Raw genomic sequence first — 18,988 nt, 5'->3', positions numbered from 1 at the left:
GACTTCGTAGCCCCACCGAGACTGATGCGGTCGCGATCGGGCTAGCCTGTCCCTTCTTTGTCGTTTGTCATACAATTCTCCATTACAGCCATGCGCCGCGGGATAGGCCGGGGTTCAGGACATGCGAGGGATAAACGTCACCCATGCTACCTGGGCTTGCACGAGCGATCCGCTCTGGCGCGCATCGCTCGCCAGCGATGCACTCTTGGAGGACAAGTTCCCTTCCATGTCGTTTTTGGGGTGAGGGGCCGCAGCAAGATGCCTCAGTCAATTGTGCTCGTCCATCCACCGGGCTGCCGAAAGGTGAAGCCATAACTCTCATTGCGCTGGACGGGACGGCCCGGCAAATCATCGACATCGCCTCCGCTTTCCCACCGGGCGCTGGTCAAGCATCGTGGTTGCGCGCGGCAGTCGCCTGTGGAAACGTTGTGCAGATGATTATGACCGGGACGCACGACGATTATCTGGTTGCGCTGTCCATCCTGGTAGCGATCTTCTCGTCGTTCACCGCGCTCAGTCTGGCAAGCCGTATCCGTGCCACTCAGCAGCCTGCCCGGCGATTCTGGCTTTGGGCAGCAGTCATCGCCCTTGGCGGCGGCATCTGGTCGATGCATTTCGTCGCGATGCTGGCGTTCACCATGCCGACCATGCCGATAAGCTACGATCTGGCATTGACACTTCTTTCGCTTGCGCTCGCCATCGGGTTCACGGGCGCAGGTTTCGCGACGTTCAACTGGCAGCAGGTGTCCAATGGACGGATCGCCGTTGCTGGTCTGCTGATCGGCACTGGCATCGTCGCCATGCACTATGTTGGAATGGCCGCGATGCGCATGCGGGCCACATTGAGCTACGACTGGCGTTGGGTCTTGCTATCGATCCTGATTGCTCTGATCGTGGCGATCGCTGCCATATGGCTGGCATCACGCGAACAGCGGACGAACCAGCGTCTCGCGGCTGCGGTCGTCATGGGCGCGGCGATCGCAGGCATGCACTATACCGGGCTGCACGCCGCGATCTTCTCGGCGGCAGACCACATCGACGCTGCGAAAAGCGTTGCCGGCGTGGGCCAGACTTATTTCGCAGTTGCAATCAGCTTGGTGACCGTGTTCATCCTGCTGCTCTCGCTGGGCGCGGCTCAAATCGAGCACATGCTCCAGCGCGCAGCCCGGCGGGAAGCGCGCATCGCGCTGCGGCTGAAGATTGCCGACTCGCTGAGAGGGGCCACGACCGAAGGCGCACTTCACGAGGTCGCGGCGCTCATGGGGACGCACTTCGGTGTGACGCGCGCCGGCTTTGGGGATCTCGATCCCCTGGAGGATAAATTCGACTACAGGATCTGCTGGACCGATGGCTTGGTGCCGCCGCTCCTTGGCCAGTTTCCGGCCGCCGCATTCGGCGTCAAGATCGTCGCTGCACTCAACGCCGGCCAGACCGTGGTCATCGACGACCTGGCTGCCGCGTCGCTGAGCGATGAGGCACGCACGCAGGCGACGGCGCAAGAGGTGGACACGAGGGCCATCCTGGTCGTGCCGTTCGTGCGGGATGGGCGATTGCGGACGATCGCCTATATGAACGACCGCCGGCCGCGCCAGTGGCGTCCGGACGAAGTGACCTTCATGGAGGAGACGGCTGAACGCGTCCGGCTGGTCATCGAACGGCTGGCGGTCGAGGATCAGCTGCGCGAGCTCAATGCCAGCCTTGAGGCGCGCGTGGAGGCGCGTACGCAGGAGGTTGCCCGGGCCGAGGCGGCAAGGCGGGAGGCGGACGCGCTGCAACGCGCCTATTTCCAGAACACGCCTGATCCGCTGTTTGTCGTCGCGGTCCAGCCGGACGGCAGCTTCACCGCCGAGCAGATCAACCCTGCTCACGAAATCGGAGTTGGCTTCAAACTCGAAGAGATCAAAGGAAAGCGGGTCGAAGAGTTTCTGCCGCCAGAAGCTGCCGCACGCGTGCTTGAAACCTATCGTCATGTGGTGGCGACGGGCGATATCTACCATTATCGCGACACGTTCCGTATTGCGGGCGAGCCGCAATATTGGGACACCACGCTGGTGCCATTGCTCGATGAGCAAGGTCATGTCACACGGATCATCGGCTCGAGCCGCAACGTGACACGGCAAGTGACGGCCGAGGAAGCGTTGCGGCAATCGCAGAAAATGGAGGCGATGGGCCAGCTGACCGGTGGCGTCGCGCACGACTTCAACAATTTGCTGACGCCGATCCTTGGTGCGCTCGACCGCTTGCAGCATAAGGGCCTCGGGGATGACCGGGACCGCAGGCTGATCGCGGGCGCGCTTCAGTCAGCCGAGCGAGCGCGGACCCTGGTTCAGCGGCTGTTGTCCTTTGCGCGGCGTCAGCCGCTCCAGCCTGCGGCGGTTGATGTGTCCGCATTGGCCAGCGGCATGGTCGAGCTGATCTCGAGCACCATCGGGCCGCAGATCAAGGTGACGGTCGAAGCACCGGCTGCCTTGCCGGCGGCGCTTGCCGATCCCAATCAGCTGGAAATGGCCTTGCTGAACCTTAGCGTGAATGCGCGCGATGCCATGCCGGACGGGGGGAACCTTCACATCTCGGTGTCGGCAGCCATGGTCGGGGAATCAGAGCCCTCAAGCCTGGCGCCCGGACAATATATCTGCGTCTCCGTCGCGGACACCGGCACGGGCATGGACGAGGAAACGCTCGCGCGGGCTGTCGAGCCCTTCTTCTCGACCAAGGGCGTGGGACGGGGGACGGGTCTTGGCCTTTCCATGGCGCATGGCCTTGCCGCGCAACTCGGCGGCGCACTCACTCTCAAGAGCATGGTCGGCTCGGGAACTGAGGTGCAACTCTGGCTTCCGCAGAGCGAACGGACGACGCCAGCAGCGGAAGATGTTGCACCAGAAATCGGCGACGCCCCGCCTGCGGGGATTGCCTTGCTGGTCGACGATGAGGAACTGGTCCGTGAATCGGCAGCCCAGATGCTGAGTGATCTTGGCTACGACGTCAGTCAGGCCGGGTCAGCCATCGAGGCTTGGCAGATGATCGAGCAAGGGTTGGTGCCCGACCTGCTCGTCTCCGATCATCTTATGCCGGACATGACAGGCACGCAGCTGGCGCTCCGGGTGCGCGAGCGACTGCCCGGTACCAGACTGCTGATCATTTCAGGATATGCGGATGCGGCTGGGATCGACCCACAGCTCGCAAGATTGACCAAGCCATTCCGTCAAGCGGATCTGGCGTCGATCCTCAGAGAAATAGGCTAGCGTCGTCGCATCGTGCCGAGCTCGCTCGCGCCGATGTTGCCAACGCGATGAAACGCCTCGAGTTCAGCAACGGCTTGAGTCGCTCAGGGTGTAGAAGCACCAGAGCCGGCAATTTCGCCGCTGGGCGCGGGCTCAGTAAGGACGAGCCGCCAGGCGCCAGGAGCGCGATGGTACGGTCAACCGGAATGCATGCCACCACGACGAAATTGCGTTGTTACTTCTACTTGGCTTCATCGCAGGATCTTCACACTGAGCGGCGCCGTCTCCTCGGCGTCCGGGTCGCGCCCCTGTTGGCGGTCGAGCGAGCGCATGATCGGCGTCACCGTCAAGCCGTGCAGCAGCACCGAGCAGAGGATGACCAGCCCGACGATGCCCCACAGCCGTTCAGCGTGATCAACCGTCATATGGTTGATGCCGAAAGCGAGGTAGTAAATCGAACCGACGCCACGAATGCCGAAGAATGCGAGCGTCAGCCGCTCACCGCGATCGGCTCGATGCCCAAGCAGCGACACCCAGCCGGCAAGCGGCCGGATTAGCAGCAGGATGATGACCGCGACGACCGCCTCGATCCAGCCGACTGGAGCCAGCAAGCCGCTGACGAGCGCCCCCCCCAAAAGGATCAGCAGCACCATCATCACAAGACGTTCGATTTGCTCGGTCAGCGCGTACATCTCGAACTGGAAGCTGTGGTCGCGATGGGTGTGGCGAAAGGTTAGCGCCGTGACGAACACCGCCAGGAATCCATAGACGTGGACCATTTCTGTCAGGCCATAGGAAACGAAGGTTGCCGACAGTGCGATCAGCCCGTCACCAGTCTTGGCAAGTTTCGTTTCGGCTGGGACATGAAAAGTGAGCCAGCCAAACAGCTTGCCGACCAGCCAGCCGCCGGCGATTCCTCCGATGATCTCCCACGCGACGTGATAGCTCAGCCACTCCCCCAGCCAAGGCCCGCCGCTTGTCGCGGTAGCGCTGAGCAGAATCGCCAGGTGAATGAAGGGAAAGGCGGCGCCATCATTCACGCCTGCTTCCGACGTCAGCCCGAACCGAACTTCGTCCTCCTCACCGGACTTGGGTGGGCCGACCTGCACATCGGCCGCCAGCACCGGGTCGGTGGGGGCCAGACTGGCGCCAAGCAACAGGGCGACGGCGAGCGGCAAGCCGAGCGCCCAGTTGGCGAGGCCGGTGATCGCGAGGATCGACAGCGGCATTGCAATGCCGATGAGCCGCCAGGTGATCGCCCATCGCCGCCAGCCGATCACACGATCGATCTTGAGGCCAGCGCCCATCAAGGCGATGATCACCACAAGCTCCGCGAACCGCTCCGTCACTTCCGGATAATTGATCGGGAGGGGTCTGAGCGTGACTTGCGGCAGCAGGAAGACGCCCGCTCCGATGGCGATGCAGACGATTGGGAGCGAGAGCGGAAGCCGCTTGAGTGCGAGCGGCAGCCACGCAACCAATGCGATGAGGATCCCGGTGCCCGTCAGGATCAGGATATAGGCTTCGGGCTGCAAGACATTCCACATCCCCAGCTCAACGTTCATTGCGGCAAGACGGCTCCTCTTGGCCGGTGTCGGCCACGTGTTGGGCGGTTGCCGTCTGCCGGGAACTAAAGCTCACCCTGAGCGGTCTTGGCTGACGCCGGAGGATATGATGTGTGTCAGCCAGAAGATGACTTTGCTGATGCGCTTTGGCTTTTCTACCCGCGGATTGTTGTATCTCGTCATCGGCTGTCATCATCGGCACCGGGCGCATGGAGGACCGAGCCGATCCGCTGGAATATCTGGCAGTCCGACGGCGAGCGGGAATTGCGCATCGCCATGGCAACGGGATTGCTCAACTGCGGCATCTGGAGAGCCGTGCGATGCGGCGCTCGACTTCGTGATCACTGCGGACCTGTGCTGCTTTGGACTGTTCAGCTTCGACGAAGCGCGTTTCAAGCTGGTCCACGATGTGTCGGTCGACGGTTCGGCACAACGTGTCGCGGGCGGACGGCCGCGAAGTCGAACAAGATGATGTGCTGGAGAAAGCAATGAAGCGACTGCGCTTGGCGGCCTTGGCCCTAGCTTGTCTGGTTTCGGCATGCGGCAGCGGCTCGGGCGAGGACACCGCAGGCATTTCCGAGGCTGACCGAGCCTATGGCGAAGAAGCGCACCCACAGCTTCTTGCCGAATTCGGTGGCGCCTATGCCGGGGACGAAGCGCAATATGTCCGCACGGTGGGCGAGCGAATCGCCCGCGCGGCAGGGCTTGCTGGCCAATGCTCATTCACTCTCGTCAACAGCGACGTGGTCAACGCTTTTGCGGTGCCGGGCTGCTATATCTATGTCACGCGCGGCCTGATCGCGATCGTGACCAGCGAGGCGGAGCTTGCATCCGTACTCGGCCATGAAGTTGGACACATCACCGGCCGGCACGCGCAGCGCCAACAGCGGCGCTCGATCTGGCGAACCCTGGGCGTAATCGCGGTCAGTGCGACGGGATCCGAACGGCTGGCGCGGCTCGCGACGCAGGCCGGCGCGTTGTTCGGCCTGCGCTATTCACGCACGCAGGAATATGAGGCCGATGATCATGGCGTCCGCTACCTGGAGGGTGCCGGCTATGACGTCTTCGCCGCATCGGAGATGTTGGCTGCGCTTGGCCGCCACAACCGGTTCATGGCGCAGACCGGGGGCCGCGACGACGCCCGCAGGCTGCCGGAGTGGGCGCTCAGCCACCCGCTGACCGAACGACGGATAGAGCGCTCGCGGGAGGCTGCAAGCAGGTCCTCGCTCGCCGACGATCAGATGCCAGAGCATGCCGACCGCTATCTCGCCGTCGTCGACGGCCTGCTTTATGGCGACGACCCGGAGCAAGGCTTCGTCATTGGCCGGCGCTTCGCCCACCCGACCATGCGGATCGGGTTCGAAGCGCCGACCGGCTTTTCACTGACCAACAGCCCACAGGCTATCCGGCTCAGCGGGCCCAACGGCGTGTCGGGCGAGTTCGCGGGCGGTTCGCTTTCCGGACGGAACGTCAAGCAGTATGCGGACGCGCTGATCGACCGCCTCGTTGGCGACGCACCGGCTAAACTGCGGGCGCTGACGGCCACCCGCATCAATGGCCTGGACGCGGTGATCGCGACGATAGAAATCGCGGTTCAGGACGGCAGTGTACCGCTGGCGATCGCCGCCTATGATGGCGGCGATGGGCAAGCCTATCACTTCATCATCGTCTCGCCGCCGGCGAACAGCGAGGCGACGGAAATCGAAGCGCTGTTCCGCTCCTTCCGGCGTCTGGCGGATGACGAGGCCGGGCAATTGCGTCCGCGGTTTGTCCGAACCGTATCTGCGCGTGCAGGGGACACGCCCGACGGTCTGGCGCGCCGCATGGTCGATCCAGCGCCACGCGCGCTGTTCGATCTCCTCAACGGGCGCGATGGCTATGCGCCAATCCGGCCGGGAGAGCGTGTGAAGATCGTGACCTATGGGGACATACGCTGACGATCGCCGCGAAGCTCGAAGAGCTGCGCTGGTCCCACCCCGTTCGCGAACGCCAGCTTGCAGGCACCCTTCCAACTGCGACCAAATCGGTTAGACCGGGCCGTGGCAGCTGCGGAAGGACTTCAAGCTGGTTCTGAATCATCGCTGGACGAACCGCGGCAAATTATTCCGAACAAGCAGCCAGAGCGGGGCGGTTTGGAGACTGGCGATCGATGATGACTCCTAGTTTGCAAGTGCGCGCGCGGCGCCCGAGCGCGGCGACTTGCAAAGACGATCCCGCACCGCTCGCACATGTGTGCATGGCCGACGAACAAGGCCGTCGTGCCGGGCATCTTGCAGTCAAGCTCATGACCGTTCCAGCGTAATCCGACCGAGAACCGTAACCCAGCCACTGCCCCAGGCGGTATCCGCGTGACGAAGCGTTGAGAGCGGTCGGGAGGCGGTGGTGCCAGACAATCGAAAGGTTGCCGTGGCTTTTTACCACAGCTCACTCGATCTTCTCCGCGATCGACCCCAACGCCGCCCCGCAGGAGGGGCGATCGTCTCGTGATCGCACCGCGGGTTCGCAAACCTGCGGCGCAAACTCGGCCAACGGCGAAATGAACCAGTTAGCTACCCAAAATGGGCTTTCGGGGGAATCGCAGCGTTACCGAGCGCCTTGCCGATGTCGATGGCCTGGATGAACTTCAAGCCAGCGAGGCCTCCTCGCACCCATCGCACCTGCGCGGCGACTTCGACTAGCGAGCCGATACTAATCACGAGCGTTTCGTTAGGCCGACATTCGCTCGCCCGATCGATGCAAGCACCGTCCGAAGAAAGATTTCGTACGCGGTGCCGGGTCACATGATCCTGACCGAACCGTTCGGCACTGGCCGTCAGGAAAACCTGGTAGCGTTGGTCACGCAAATTGATTGTGGGGGCGGTCTGCATAGCATCCCGAATAACCCTAGATCAGTTAACATGGCGTTCGACAGGACGACCGCTTCAAAATCTGGGTTTTCCGCGGCGCCTAATCAGTGCGTCAGCAAGCCCATCGACGCCTTCGTAGAGTGGAGGATCAGCCCGCTTTTTTCCGCCAGGCACAGCAGCCCGGGCAGGTCAAGGCGAAAAGCTACCGCGACTTCGCTCCCCATTCCGTGGGCTTGGGAAATTTTCATCGACACGCGCTCTGGATGCGCAGCGCATTTGGCCGTTCAGCGGTAAGGCTCGCACGCAACGCCGTCAAAATCCCCGTCCATTTCCTGCCGGTAGCCCGGTTCGCCGCGTCGGATTGGCGCGGCGCCTGCCGCAGAAGCCACCTTGCAACCCGAATAATGGACACTTCGCTCGATCCTGGCCGCTCTTCTGGCGATTGGGTAGCCGACGACCAAACCGAATTAAGTTCGGGGACTGCCAAAAACATCACGCCGCCCACGCAATCACGATTTCGGCTGCGCCGGTCGTATGGCGGGGTCCGCGCGCGCGGCGCTGACCACGTCCCTTCATCCGACGCTCGTTCGCCGCACGGCTGCTGTGAGTGTCGAAATCACGCATCGCGTCACCTTGGTGCAGCTCGATTGGGAGAGGTTTAAGCCTTGGCAGAAATTCTGCGCTCCGGCCTCTCGCTTTCAAAAATCATGGCTTCGCCAATCTGGCGATCCTCCTTGCAGTCGCGATGGAACATTGCGAAGGGGCCGAACCAAGCAAATTCCTTTTCTTCGCGCCGCTCGCGCTCGACGCGCTGATCATTGGTTTCGTTCGGGTCGACCACGCTTTGCGTCTCATTTTGCTCGAGATGGCGAGAAGCGATCAGCGCGCGGTAGCTGTCGGCAGTTGAATCAAAGGGGCCGTCAACGGGCTCGCCATATCGGATCGACGAGAACATGCGCAGCTTGATAAGCTCGCGTTCGCCATTCCTTTCATCAAATAGAAGATCTGCGCCTTTGTCGCTCAGCGTGTAACTGCCCAATCGTTCGCCAGTTTGTCCGTCGAATACCTCACTGGCCCGCAGCTCGTATCTTCGCCAGTTTTTGGCACTGAACGGCTCATCGTAGACGAGCAGCCACCATTTGCCTTCGATGGACATCACCGTTCCTCAATCGCCATAACAACGCTCTCTATTCGCTTTGGTTCTGCCCGGTCGAACGGAGGCGAGTCTGGCGGCCCGAATACGGCATTGACCGCTTAGGGACGCCAAGCGCAGCGGCGACGGTCGAAATACTTCGCCAGATCATGATGATCGTGGACCATTCGAAAGTTCAGGCATCGTACGGGAGCGCGATGGCGCGGGCGACCGACGAGTGCCTACACTGGATTTCGGTCGGGCATTCAAACCCTGTTTGTGGGTAAGAGCACATCGTCAGGATCAGCTGCTGGGAATCGTCGCCATGGTTTTCGATGGACCAAGCCAGTTCAAGCGCCGCTTCCTCGCCCATGCGCTCAACGGGTGCGGTTGTACCAACCTTGGCCCATATCGGGGTCGCCAGGATGGCTCAGGCTAAACGGATCCGGTTCGACCCTTTCCGTGGCGAATTGTGGGGCAAAGGGAGAGGTTGGCAAGCCCATGACGCCCCGCGGCGTCGAGAAGTCGCTCGCTTAGGGTTGCGCTCAGCGTCGAAACGGAATGATTGTTGCGCTGTCTAGAAATGCGGTCATACCCTCAGCTTCCAAGGCTTCCCGAAACGCCACATCAGCTGCTTTATCTGTGTCGAACACCTCGTCCCAGACCGTTGACGTGCCTTGGCTGTTCACAACCTCAAGGATCCAGCCACCGCGATCTTCAATTCTGTAGATCTCGACCCGCACGGTCACCCCTCCGCGGTCCACTTTGCGTGAGAGGCTTGACGTTACCAGGTTCGGGTCGCGGTCAGCCACGTTGTCCTCCTCGCCGACCACGATAGCGTGGTGGAATGGCTGCGCCAATATCAGCGTGCGTCCACGGTTGCGCCGGACAGCAGCGCCTGAAAATGAGTTTGGAGCGCGCATTCGAACACGAATGCATTGATCGACACCGGTCAACTTCTTCCCCCTTAGTCCCTTCAGCCATCCGCACGCTGAACAAGATGCGGCGCGGAAATCGCGATGATGACCGCGACCGGCGCACAAGCGGCACGCGCAGCGCCCGGTGGAACCGAACGGCAGGCAGCTCGTCGAAAGCCACAAAGCTTGTCCAGTCCCCGGAGATATCTTCACCGGATGGGTCAACCTGATCTTAATAATACATGAGGCAGTGCTGATTAAGAATCATAGTAAACAATCCTACCTCATGCATACACCATGGTAGATAGATAAAAATGTTAACTATAGTTCATGAAACCCATCTAGCTTTAGGTTTAGAATACGGCAGGCTCTTGCTATGGAACAAGAGTATGACTTGATATGTTCAGCGAGTATGTCCGGTTTGGACACGGGAGCTTCATCATGCGTAAATTCCTATTGTTCGCAAGTTCGGTTGCCATGGCGGCCAGCATGCCTGCGCTTTCGCAGGGACAAGGCAAGGGCAAGGGGGCGGCAATGTCTTCGGCTTCTGCCAGCGTGCAGCGAGATGGACAGGCACGCGGCCAAGGTCGGACTTATGTCAGGGCCCGCACGGACTCGCGTGCAAGCGCGCGCGCAAGACTGCGCACTGGCGCTTCGGTCGACCGCAATCGGCTCGGGATTGAGGACCGCGTGCAATATGGTCGGGGGCGCAAGGCGTGCCCTCCGGGCCTTGCCAAGAAGACTCCGGCCTGCGTGCCGCCAGGCCGCGCGAAACAGGAGACAAATTCGGCGAGAGAGTTGGCAGACCGGGTGTTAGGGTTGGCGGATTGACTGCTGCCATGCCTTGGCGTCGACGCGGTCCACCGGAGCGCCTTCTATTTCGTTGCGCCGCACCGAATGGTGCGGCGCAACCTCGGCGGTATGAGCCGCAAACCGGTGTGGCAGCGTGACTCAGACCAACAAGCCTCGGCAACCCTGGCGCGGTTCGGTACGACGTCGCATCGATGCGCGACTTGCTTCAGGGGCGTTCGTACGTCTGTTGGCCGCCGATCTCCACCGGTAGCTGACTGACCATCCCGACTTAGGTCTCGAGGAAGCGATTGCAAGCTCCGAACGGCGGATCATGTCGGATCGGTAAAGCCCGCAAATGCGCAGCTCATTCTCTTGATCCCGGTCTCCGTTATTAACTGGAACAATGACCTTCCGGCATCGTTCTAATGGGCGATCCGATCACGTCCAGAAAGGCTGCGGGGAGCCTGGACGCGGCTTATTCGTCATGAGGAGACTGCCCATGACCTCCACCGAGATGGTGCTCGTCGCGCTAGTTGTGGCGCTTGCCGCGCTCCTAATCTGGCTTTGGATGCGGACCCGACGAGTGGCAGCGCTCAAGGATCGTTTTGGACCAGAATACGAGCGAACGGTTCACGAGGTCGGCGATGAGCGAAAGGCCGCCACCGTGCTTGCGTCACGGGAGAAGCGGGTCGCCGGATATACGATAAAGCCGCTGCCGGATGATATGCGCGGCCACTTCGTCGAGAGCTGGCATCAAGTCCAGGCCCAGTTCGTCGATGACCCTAAATACGCGGTCACGAGGGCCGACGACTTGCTAGGGGAGGTTATGCGTGTACGAGGCTATCCCGTAACCGACTTCGATCACCGAGCCGAGGACTTGTCGGTGGACCACCCGCAGGTCGTCCAAAACTACCGAAGTGCGCACGACATTGCCGTCCGCCATTCGCGCGGGGAGGCGAGCACAGAGGATTTGCGCGCTGCAATGATCCATTATCGCACGCTGTTTGACGACCTTGTGAACGAACCCAAGTCTGACCGTGGTGTTGAGAAAACCCGACAGGAGAAGAGCCATGGTTGACGAGAATCCGGTCCGCACGAACTTGGACCAGCGGCCTATGAGTACGGCGGATCTGGCGAATGCTGGAGAGCCAGCCGATGTGCAGGCGACCAGGGCGCAAAATATCGAGGCCACATCCTCAACGCCGCTCCTTCCCGAAAACGAGACAGGTGAACTTCGCCGACAGTGGGATGTCGTTCAAACGGGCTTTGTTGATGAACCACGCAGGGCGGTGGAACAAGCCGATGAGATGGTTGCCAGTGCGATGAAGCGTCTCGCTGAAGTTTTTGCGGCGGAAAGGTCCGAGCTCGAGGGTCAGTGGGACCGAGGAGACGACGTCTCGACGGAAGACCTTCGAATCGCTCTTCAGCGATATCGCGCGTTCTTCGACCGGTTGCTTTCAATTTAACCGCAGTTCGCTTTCTCGTCATGTCGGGCATTGGCTCGACGACCGCAGGTCAGGCAGGCTAGATCGCCGACGCGACCTTCGCACAGCTGCTTTTGCGCATGAGGTCGAGAATGCGAAGCGGGAGACGGTCCCGTCCGCAGTGCTCGCTGACCTAGATTTCTCCAGCGTCATCTGCATGGTTACATGACTGAGGGCTTTGCAGAGCCGCGCTGACAGCATGCCATGCCCATAATGAGAGTCCGTCGGACCAATTGTATCTGTTCGCGCCAGCGCAGTTGCACGCGGCCGGTCCGCATTTGATAAAGGCTCCGACATCCGCGCTTCGGCGTGCTGGAAATAGTCGATGCTGCGCGTGCCCACATCGTATCTCGCCGCGGCAGCCGGGCCAGGCGAACTCAACGACCGGCCCGAGCATTGCGCCGTGACGATCCTGCCATAGTGGCGCCTCTAGCGCGCTGTAGTAACCGAACGCCTCGATATAGATCGGTTGCGTCTTCTCGAACGTAATGATACCGGTGTCATCATGCGGCCGCACAGAGCTGCAAGACAAGTCGTGGGGAGAGGTCATGCCGGAATCGAAGTGGGAATCGTTAGCCGGAGTTTCTCGGATCACATTGCTCGTTGCCGGCGTGCTTGCGATCACGTCCCAGGCCGCTGCGAATGAAACCCCCCAAAGCCCGAGGAGCATCGAAGGAAGCGCACCGCAAGCAGCGCCGCCACAAGAAGTCCGGACAGCGCCGGACGGCGACGATGGTAACGAAGAGGCGATTGTGGTTACCGGGTTCCGCGCGTCGCTGCAGAATGCGCTGAGCGAAAAACGGCGCGCAAATCAGATCATTGATGCGATCACGGCTGAGGACATCGCCGACTTCCCCGATGCCAATCTTGCTGAATCGATCCAGCGCTTGCCAGGCGTTTCAATCGACCGCGACAATGGCGAAGGGCGCTCGATCACGGTGCGCGGCCTCGGCGGTGATTTCCAGATGGTGCGCCTCAACGGCGCTGATGCCCAGAATATCGCGGGCGGCAACAGCGCCGATGCGGGCAATCGTACGCGCGGCTTCGACTTCAACACATTCGCGTCGGAACTGTTCGGCGGGATCAAGGTGACGAAATCGACTGCTGCGGAGAATGACGAGGGCTCGCTCGGCGCCATCATCGATCTCACGACCGGTCGCCCGTTGACCTACAAGAGCAATCGCTTAGCCCTGGGGGCTGAGGTCGAATATCGCGAGAATGGTGAAACGTGGAATCCGCGTCTGACCGGCCTGGCTTCGATCAGGATCACGGATAATTTCGGTATCTTGGGATCGATCGCCTATCAAAAGCAGGAGCAGCAGATCGACCGCTATTCGCGCTCGATTGGCCAGTTCGAATATGCGTACCGCAATTCACAGATCAACGGCGTCACGCCCGCCACCTTCGGCTTCGCTCGCCCCTCGACCGCCGGCAGTGGCGCCACCTTCGGATCCGATCCGGCCGCTTATTCCCTTATCACGCCAACGACCATCATCCCGGCATTGCCATCGATCAATCGCCAGAGCCTGTCGTACGAACGACTCGGCGCGACCGCGACGATGCAATGGCGCTCCGACACGACCGAAATTACCCTCGACGGCGTGTATTCGCGATACGATCAGGATACCGAGACGGCCGGCGTCACCACAATCGGTCTCAACCGGAACGGCACCAACGCCAGGGCCCAGCAAACCGGCACGGCCGGATTGCGCGCGGTGGGCACGGCCAACGGCAATGCAGATCGCGTCGCGCTCTATGCGAACTGCGTGCCCAGCGCTGCGATTGACTGCAACGGCGAACAGCCCGGCACCGGCGTCGGCCAGGCTGCGCTGCCCGGCTATCTCAACAGCCTTAATCCGTTCAACCTCAACCCGTTCGATTATTACAACAATCCCGCCTCCCCGGGCTATGTCGCGACCGCCAGTCAGACGGGATACTATGATCAGCTGATCGGACGGCCCGCCACGAAGGTGCGTGCCGCAAATGTCAACAGCGCGGGGCAGGCAGATTATCTCGTGCTTGACGATGTCGACTGGCGCAGTTCGTCGGAAGCGCAATATGCGCGGACTGAGTTCAAGCAGCTGACGCTCAACGCCCGTCAGGACATTGTCGATGGCTTCACCATCGACGCAACGGCGGGCTGGTCGAAATCGCAGTTCCGCGCCACGGGGCTGCTGGCCGAATTCAACGCCATAGATCGAGACAATTACGTATTCGATGATCGGGGTGGCTATCAGATGCCGATCTTCAGCCCGGGCTTCGACGTCGCTTCGCCGAGCAGCTGGTCGCTCGTGAAGGGGCTGTCGACGATCCGTTATTACCAATCGCAGGTTGATAACGAATTTCGTGTTGCCCGTCTGAATTTCACCTACAACGCACTCCCCGAAATGACGCTGAAGTTCGGCGGCACTTGGAAGCGGTTCCACTATGAGGCCGATCAAGCACGCCGCAGTCAGGATATCGAAGCTATCAATCCGACCCTGGCAGAGGCCGGGCTGCAGATCGCCGATCTCGGCCGGCTCTATGGCTTCGGTCAAGGGCTGAACGTCTCACAAGGTTCGCCCACGGCTTTCTATGCGCCGGATCTGCAGAAGTTCAGCGACAAGCTCCAGATCGACTGCAACTGCGTCAACAAATGGGGCGACTATCGCGCCGTGGTTGATGGCCGGCAGCGCAACGCGGTCACCGAGCGTGATGCCTCCGCCTATTTCCAGGTCGACTATGATCTTGTCCTGTTCGGGCGTCCGCTGCGTGGCAATGCCGGCCTGCGCGTCGCCAACACCCGTGTGACCGGCGATGGCAATGTCGGCGGCACTGATGGCGTCGCGGGTCTGGCCGTTACGGCGCGCAACGAATATTGGGATTGGCTGCCGTCGATGAATGCCAATTGGGAGGTTGCCGATGGCTTCCTCGTACGCTTTGCCGCGGCCGAGGTCATCTCGCGTCCGCAGCTTGCGTCGCTGACCCCTGGCACCACCTCGTTCGCCAGCGGACTGAACGCAACCACCGCGCCGACCGTGACGGTAGGCAACCCTTATCTGGACCCGTTCCGGGCGACCAATTTCGACCTCAGCTTCGAGAAATACTTCCGCAACAATGGCTTGATCGCGCTCACGCTGTTCCACAAGAACATCAAATCGTTCCCGCAGCAAATCGCCACCGAAGCGCCGCTACAGACCGTGTTCGAACCCGCCGTCTTCGATCAGGTGGTCGCGGCGATGACCAGTCAGACGCTGCGCGATTATACGTTGGCGGGAGGCACGTGGGGCATTCGGCAGTTCCAGGATGCGCCGGGCGGCACGATCAAGGGCGTCGAGGTCAATCTGCAGACCGATTTCTGGTTCCTGCCGGCGCCGTTCGACAAGATGGGCGTGATCGCGAATTGCACCCATATCGAATCCAAGCTGAACTACCTGACCGGCACGGCGCTCGCCACGACCCGAACGGGCACCACGCCGACAGCGGCGAATACGTTTGCGGAAGGCCCTTTCCTCAACACCTCGCCCGACGCTTTCAATGCGACGCTCTACTACGAGAACAGCGTGTGGTCCGCGCGCGTGTCGGCGGCGTATCGCACGCGCTACGTCAATCGTTTCCCGCTGGCGAGCGGCACCTGTGCCGTCGGCACCACGACCAACGGCGGCGCAGCATGTAACTCGCCGATCGTCGCCGATTTTGGCTATAATGAGGACACGCTGAACGTCGATTTCGCGTTTGCGGTGAATGTCACGGATTTCGCGAAGTTCACGCTGGAGGCGCGCAATCTCACCAACGAAACGCAGTACCGCACCATGTATGCGGCAAACCCGGTCACGCAGACCTATGCCAGCACCGGTCGCATTGTCACCGCTGGCGCGCGTCTCGTGTTCTGATCGACCGGCGGCGGCGCCTGATCGCGTCGTCGCCCTATTCTAGGCAGGTATCAAATGCTTCTGCTGGCTCTCATCGCGGCGCTGTCGGCGACGGCGCCGCTACCTCAGCTCGCCTTTCCCGGTGCCGAAGGCGCCGGCCGATTCTCGCAGGGCGGGCGAGGCGGTCGCGTTCTGTTCGTTACCAACCTCGATGACAGCGGCCCTGGAAGCCTGCGCTCAGCAGTAGAGACGAAAGGGCCGCGCACGATTCTGTTTAGCCTGTCCGGCACGATCAAACTGGCCAAGCCGCTCGTGATTCGGGAGGGGCAGGTCACGATTGCCGGGCAATCGGCACCGGGCGATGGCATCACGCTGCGCGACCATCGGCTTGAGGTCGCCGCCGACGACGTCGTCATTCGATACATCCGCTCGCGCCTTGGAGACGAATCCAAAACCGAATCCGATGCGATCTGGATCAATCGGGGCCGGCGCATCATCCTGGACCATGTGTCGGCGAGCTGGTCGGTGGACGAGACGCTGTCCGCCTCGGCGCGCTATACCAATGCCGATGAGGGCTTTTACGACCTCACTGTGCAATGGTCGATCATATCGGAATCGCTGACGCGATCACTTCACGTGAAGGGCGCTCACGGCTTTGGCAGCCTGATACGGGGCGGCCGAGGTTCGCGCATCAGCTTTCATCATAATTTGTGGGCCAACCATTCGGCGCGAATGCCGCGGCCAGGCAATTATGACGGTCCCGCGGTCGATCCGGTTGGCGCATTGTTCGACTTCCGCTCCAACGTTTTCTACAATTGGGGCGGGACGCGCAGCGGCTACAATGCGGATAAAGCGGCGCACGCCCAGTACAACTTCGTCGACAACGCCTATGTCGCGGGCCCGCAGTCGACCAAGCCGATCGCGTTTCACGAGTCCAACATGCTGGCGAGGGCGTATTTTGCCGGCAACAGCATGAACGGCACGGTCCCCGCAGATCAGTGGAGCCTGGTCACGGGCGTTTCCCCGCTCGGCTATCGCCTTTCGAAGCCGGTCGAGGTCGCGCCGGTCGCAACGGATCCAGCAATGTCTGCCTATGCGCGTGTACTGGCCAAAGCAGGCGCGTCGAAGGCACGCGATGCCGTCGATACTCGAGTAATTGCCGGCGTACGCGTTCGCACCGGCCACCTCATTGACAGCCAGAGCGAGGTGGGCGGATGGCCCGAGCTCAAGTCTGCGCCACCCCCGCGCGACAGCGATGGCGACGGCATGCCGGACGATTGGGAGCGCAGGCACGGCCTCAATCCACGCGATGCGCGCGACGGGAACGGCGATCGTAACCGGGACGGCTATCTCAATCTGGAAGAGTGGTTAGCTAGGCTGGCGCAATAAGGGGCTCGCTTGCGGCCCGGCGCGGCAACTTGGCAACGGGACGGATGATTACCCATTTTGATAGATGCGTCCGGACATGAAGAGGAGCAAATGGCAGCGCTTTGATGATGGCCTTTGCATGATCGCGCGCGAAGCGGTCCGTGTGACAGCCACGGATCCGGATTCTGGTAAGATTAACAATATGCCCGCTTAGTTCAGCAGCCGCCAAAGATCTTCCAGCGCCTCTTGGGAAACCTGGATGGCGCCGTCACGAGGCCGGTCGAGATCGAGAATGATGGTCAGGGAGATCGTCACGAGCAGCACCAGGATGGCCGTCGCCACATAATGGCGTCGGTTCTTGTAAGCCAGGACGTAGCCCAACATGACCATCGACAACGCGGCGTAGAGGATCAGCACCTGGAACACTCGATCCGGGATTCGCGCAGCGCGGGATGATGTGCGCATGGCCGCGAGATCGAAACTTTGCTTCATGCCTTCGAGCAGGCTTTGCGACAACGCGGCCTCGGGCGTGGCGTCGAGAACCCTGCCGACGTCCACCCATAATTGTTGCTGTGACGCTCTGGTCTGCGCGGCAGCCACCGACAGGTCCTCGGAATTGGACCAGATGATCCGTAGCTTGAGATATTCCCGCAAATCCGCGCTGAGAACGCCGCGGCCCCGGCTCGTCGACCAGTTGCACCAGATGCCATGTCGTACGGATCGCGTTGGCTTCCTGCGCTACCAGTTCCTGCCGGGACTCGTACCGGCTGAGGGCCATGGAAAATGTAAAGCCGAGCAACAGCGCAAGAAGGCCCAGCACCGCCGAAAGGAGGTGATCCTGCCCCGCGCTGTCGGCGGCGGGTTTGCGCTTCGATTTCATCAAAGCCCATTTATGGGCGCCGGAATAGCCGAGCTCCGTGCTGAAGAGCAGGATCAGGAACACCAGAATGGCGATCACCGGCAGGGGAAGCGTTTCATGGAACGACATGACAGACCCTCGCTGCGGCCTTCAGGCTGTCACAAGGTCTAATTGTTGCTCGTTAAGGGACCGTGAGCGCATTGAGGCGCACGGCGAGGATGTCGATTGCGGGAGAAGATCGCTGGCACTCTCCGGGCCGCTGAACGGCGCCGATCCGCCGCCGAGACGAACAAGCTGAGTGCTTGGTCGCTTGCCGGACCGCCATCGAACGGGACGTTCTGTCCCACTTCAACTTGATTCGAATAGTTGCCGGACGATCCGCCCTGGATTATTTTATTCGAGTAGCCAGAGCGGGGGCGTTTTGGAGACGGGCGATGGATGATGCCGCCTATTTTCGCAGGCGTGCGCGCGAGGAGCGCGAGCGAGCCGCTACCTGCGAAGACAACCCTGCCGCGCTCGCGCACTTGCGGATGGCCGACGAATATGAACGTCGTGCCAGGCACATCTCGATGCAGCTCATGAGCGTTCCGTCGCAATCCGAACAGGGTCGGTAAGTGAGCCTCCGCAGACATTTCGTAAGGCATGCCCGGTTCCGGATGGGGTAGGGACGCGGCTATATTCCGCGAGCGCCCGAAACGGTTGCACCTTACGGGCGTGGCGGCGCGTTGGGGCGGTCGGAGGCGAAAGTGCCAGACGATCGAATCGTTTCAGTGGGTTTTCTGACCGCGGCTGACCTCAAGCGTCTCGGCGACGGGTTCGCGCGACACTTTCCGGTGGAGCACGACGATATCTTTGCCGACTTGCTGAGAGGTCTGGACGCAATCGAAGCTTCACCACTGGGCCATGGCGTGACGCTTCAGCCCGTTATCAGAAACGATATGCCGAAGTGACCG

At 61.3% G+C, this 18,988-nt stretch carries 16 protein-coding genes; 9 read left to right on the top strand and 7 right to left on the bottom strand.

Features of this window, described 5'->3' with window-relative positions; translation table 11 throughout:
- The first annotated feature begins 440 nt into the window (after window positions 1–440).
- Window positions 441–3,242 (top strand): MHYT domain-containing protein, encoded by a 2,802-nt coding sequence (locus M9978_RS18965; protein ID WP_254296027.1) that lies wholly within the window; start codon window positions 441–443, stop codon window positions 3,240–3,242.
- Window positions 3,243–3,472: 230 nt separating this feature from the next.
- On the opposite strand, the gene M9978_RS18960 is transcribed toward M9978_RS18965, so the two are convergent.
- Complete coding sequence (locus M9978_RS18960; RefSeq protein ID WP_367305134.1) at window positions 3,473–4,786, bottom strand: cation:proton antiporter; 1,314 nt, start codon at window positions 4,784–4,786, stop codon at window positions 3,473–3,475.
- Window positions 4,787–5,274: 488 nt separating this feature from the next.
- Here M9978_RS18960 and M9978_RS18955 point away from each other — a divergent pair, with 488 nt between their 5' ends.
- Entirely contained in the window at window positions 5,275–6,723 is a 1,449-nt protein-coding gene (locus M9978_RS18955) for a M48 family metalloprotease (protein ID WP_254296025.1), read from the top strand.
- A 612-nt stretch (window positions 6,724–7,335) separates the two neighbouring features.
- Here M9978_RS18955 and M9978_RS18950 read toward each other — a convergent pair.
- The 5 genes from M9978_RS18950 to M9978_RS18930 all read right to left on the bottom strand — a co-directional run bounded on the left by M9978_RS18950 (window position 7,336) and on the right by M9978_RS18930 (window position 9,720).
- Window positions 7,336–7,653 carry a PilZ domain-containing protein gene (locus tag M9978_RS18950; protein ID WP_254296023.1) on the bottom strand — a complete coding sequence of 106 codons (318 nt, stop codon included), beginning with the start codon at window positions 7,651–7,653 and terminating at the stop codon, window positions 7,336–7,338.
- 263 nt (window positions 7,654–7,916) lie between these two features.
- A complete protein-coding gene (locus M9978_RS23205) occupies window positions 7,917–8,093 on the bottom strand; it encodes an excalibur calcium-binding domain-containing protein (protein WP_302054108.1) in 177 nt (58 codons plus the stop codon).
- 197 nt (window positions 8,094–8,290) lie between these two features.
- A complete protein-coding gene (locus tag M9978_RS18940) occupies window positions 8,291–8,788 on the bottom strand; it encodes a hypothetical protein (RefSeq protein WP_254296021.1) in 498 nt (165 codons plus the stop codon).
- Window positions 8,789–8,960: 172 nt separating this feature from the next.
- The gene (locus M9978_RS18935; RefSeq protein ID WP_367305136.1) at window positions 8,961–9,188 is read right to left on the bottom strand and encodes a DUF6771 family protein; all 228 of its coding nucleotides are present in this window, start codon (window positions 9,186–9,188) and stop codon (window positions 8,961–8,963) included.
- Window positions 9,189–9,309: 121 nt separating this feature from the next.
- Window positions 9,310–9,720, bottom strand: coding sequence for a hypothetical protein (locus M9978_RS18930; protein WP_254296017.1), 411 nt, complete (start codon window positions 9,718–9,720; stop codon window positions 9,310–9,312).
- A 1,252-nt stretch (window positions 9,721–10,972) separates the two neighbouring features.
- Here M9978_RS18930 and M9978_RS18925 point away from each other — a divergent pair.
- From M9978_RS18925 to M9978_RS18910, 4 genes are all read left to right on the top strand, one after another.
- Entirely contained in the window at window positions 10,973–11,551 is a 579-nt protein-coding gene (locus M9978_RS18925) for a hypothetical protein (protein ID WP_254296015.1), read from the top strand.
- Complete coding sequence (locus tag M9978_RS18920) at window positions 11,544–11,939, top strand: hypothetical protein (protein ID WP_254296013.1); 396 nt, start codon at window positions 11,544–11,546, stop codon at window positions 11,937–11,939. The genes M9978_RS18925 and M9978_RS18920 overlap by 8 nt, the downstream gene beginning before the upstream one ends.
- A 566-nt stretch (window positions 11,940–12,505) precedes the next feature.
- The gene (locus tag M9978_RS18915) at window positions 12,506–15,829 is read left to right on the top strand and encodes a TonB-dependent receptor domain-containing protein (RefSeq protein WP_254296010.1); all 3,324 of its coding nucleotides are present in this window, start codon (window positions 12,506–12,508) and stop codon (window positions 15,827–15,829) included.
- 54 nt (window positions 15,830–15,883) lie between these two features.
- Window positions 15,884–17,197, top strand: a complete 1,314-nt coding sequence (locus tag M9978_RS18910) for a pectate lyase (RefSeq protein ID WP_254296008.1) — start codon at window positions 15,884–15,886, stop codon at window positions 17,195–17,197.
- Window positions 17,198–17,386: 189 nt separating this feature from the next.
- On the opposite strand, the gene M9978_RS18905 is transcribed toward M9978_RS18910, so the two are convergent.
- Window positions 17,387–17,830, bottom strand: coding sequence for a bestrophin-like domain (locus tag M9978_RS18905; protein ID WP_254296006.1), 444 nt, complete (start codon window positions 17,828–17,830; stop codon window positions 17,387–17,389).
- A 49-nt stretch (window positions 17,831–17,879) separates the two neighbouring features.
- On the opposite strand from M9978_RS18905, the gene M9978_RS18900 reads away from it, so the two are divergent.
- From M9978_RS18900 to M9978_RS18890, 3 genes are all read left to right on the top strand, one after another.
- Window positions 17,880–18,206 carry a hypothetical protein gene (locus M9978_RS18900; RefSeq protein WP_254296003.1) on the top strand — a complete coding sequence of 109 codons (327 nt, stop codon included), beginning with the start codon at window positions 17,880–17,882 and terminating at the stop codon, window positions 18,204–18,206.
- A gap of 263 nt (window positions 18,207–18,469) precedes the next feature.
- Entirely contained in the window at window positions 18,470–18,649 is a 180-nt protein-coding gene (locus M9978_RS18895; RefSeq protein WP_254296001.1) for a hypothetical protein, read from the top strand.
- 156 nt (window positions 18,650–18,805) lie between these two features.
- Complete coding sequence (locus M9978_RS18890) at window positions 18,806–18,985, top strand: hypothetical protein (protein ID WP_254295999.1); 180 nt, start codon at window positions 18,806–18,808, stop codon at window positions 18,983–18,985.
- Window positions 18,986–18,988 lie beyond the last annotated feature (3 nt).

Origin of the sequence: Sphingomonas tagetis, from assembly GCF_024211275.1 — a bacterium.
GTDB classification, from domain to species: Bacteria; Pseudomonadota; Alphaproteobacteria; order Sphingomonadales; family Sphingomonadaceae; genus Sphingomonas; species Sphingomonas tagetis.
The sequence above is the reverse complement of the archived record's forward strand: the minus strand, read 5'-3'. Positions and strand labels throughout refer to the sequence as shown.

Excerpts from the sequence above, each read along its gene's own strand:
- M9978_RS18920 (WP_254296013.1), top strand. The coding sequence starts at position 11,544 with ATGGTTGACGAGAATCCGGTCCGCACGAACTTGGACCAGCGGCCTATG.
- M9978_RS18960 (WP_367305134.1), bottom strand. The coding sequence starts at position 4,786 with ATGAACGTTGAGCTGGGGATGTGGAATGTCTTGCAGCCCGAAGCCTAT.
- M9978_RS18950 (WP_254296023.1), bottom strand. The coding sequence starts at position 7,653 with ATGCAGACCGCCCCCACAATCAATTTGCGTGACCAACGCTACCAGGTT.
- M9978_RS18915 (WP_254296010.1), top strand. The coding sequence starts at position 12,506 with ATGCCGGAATCGAAGTGGGAATCGTTAGCCGGAGTTTCTCGGATCACA.
- M9978_RS18895 (WP_254296001.1), top strand. The coding sequence starts at position 18,470 with ATGGATGATGCCGCCTATTTTCGCAGGCGTGCGCGCGAGGAGCGCGAG.
- M9978_RS18925 (WP_254296015.1), top strand. The coding sequence starts at position 10,973 with ATGACCTCCACCGAGATGGTGCTCGTCGCGCTAGTTGTGGCGCTTGCC.
- M9978_RS18955 (WP_254296025.1), top strand. The coding sequence starts at position 5,275 with ATGAAGCGACTGCGCTTGGCGGCCTTGGCCCTAGCTTGTCTGGTTTCG.
- M9978_RS18910 (WP_254296008.1), top strand. The coding sequence starts at position 15,884 with ATGCTTCTGCTGGCTCTCATCGCGGCGCTGTCGGCGACGGCGCCGCTA.
- M9978_RS18965 (WP_254296027.1), top strand. The coding sequence starts at position 441 with ATGACCGGGACGCACGACGATTATCTGGTTGCGCTGTCCATCCTGGTA.
- M9978_RS18900 (WP_254296003.1), top strand. The coding sequence starts at position 17,880 with ATGCCATGTCGTACGGATCGCGTTGGCTTCCTGCGCTACCAGTTCCTG.
- M9978_RS18940 (WP_254296021.1), bottom strand. The coding sequence starts at position 8,788 with ATGTCCATCGAAGGCAAATGGTGGCTGCTCGTCTACGATGAGCCGTTC.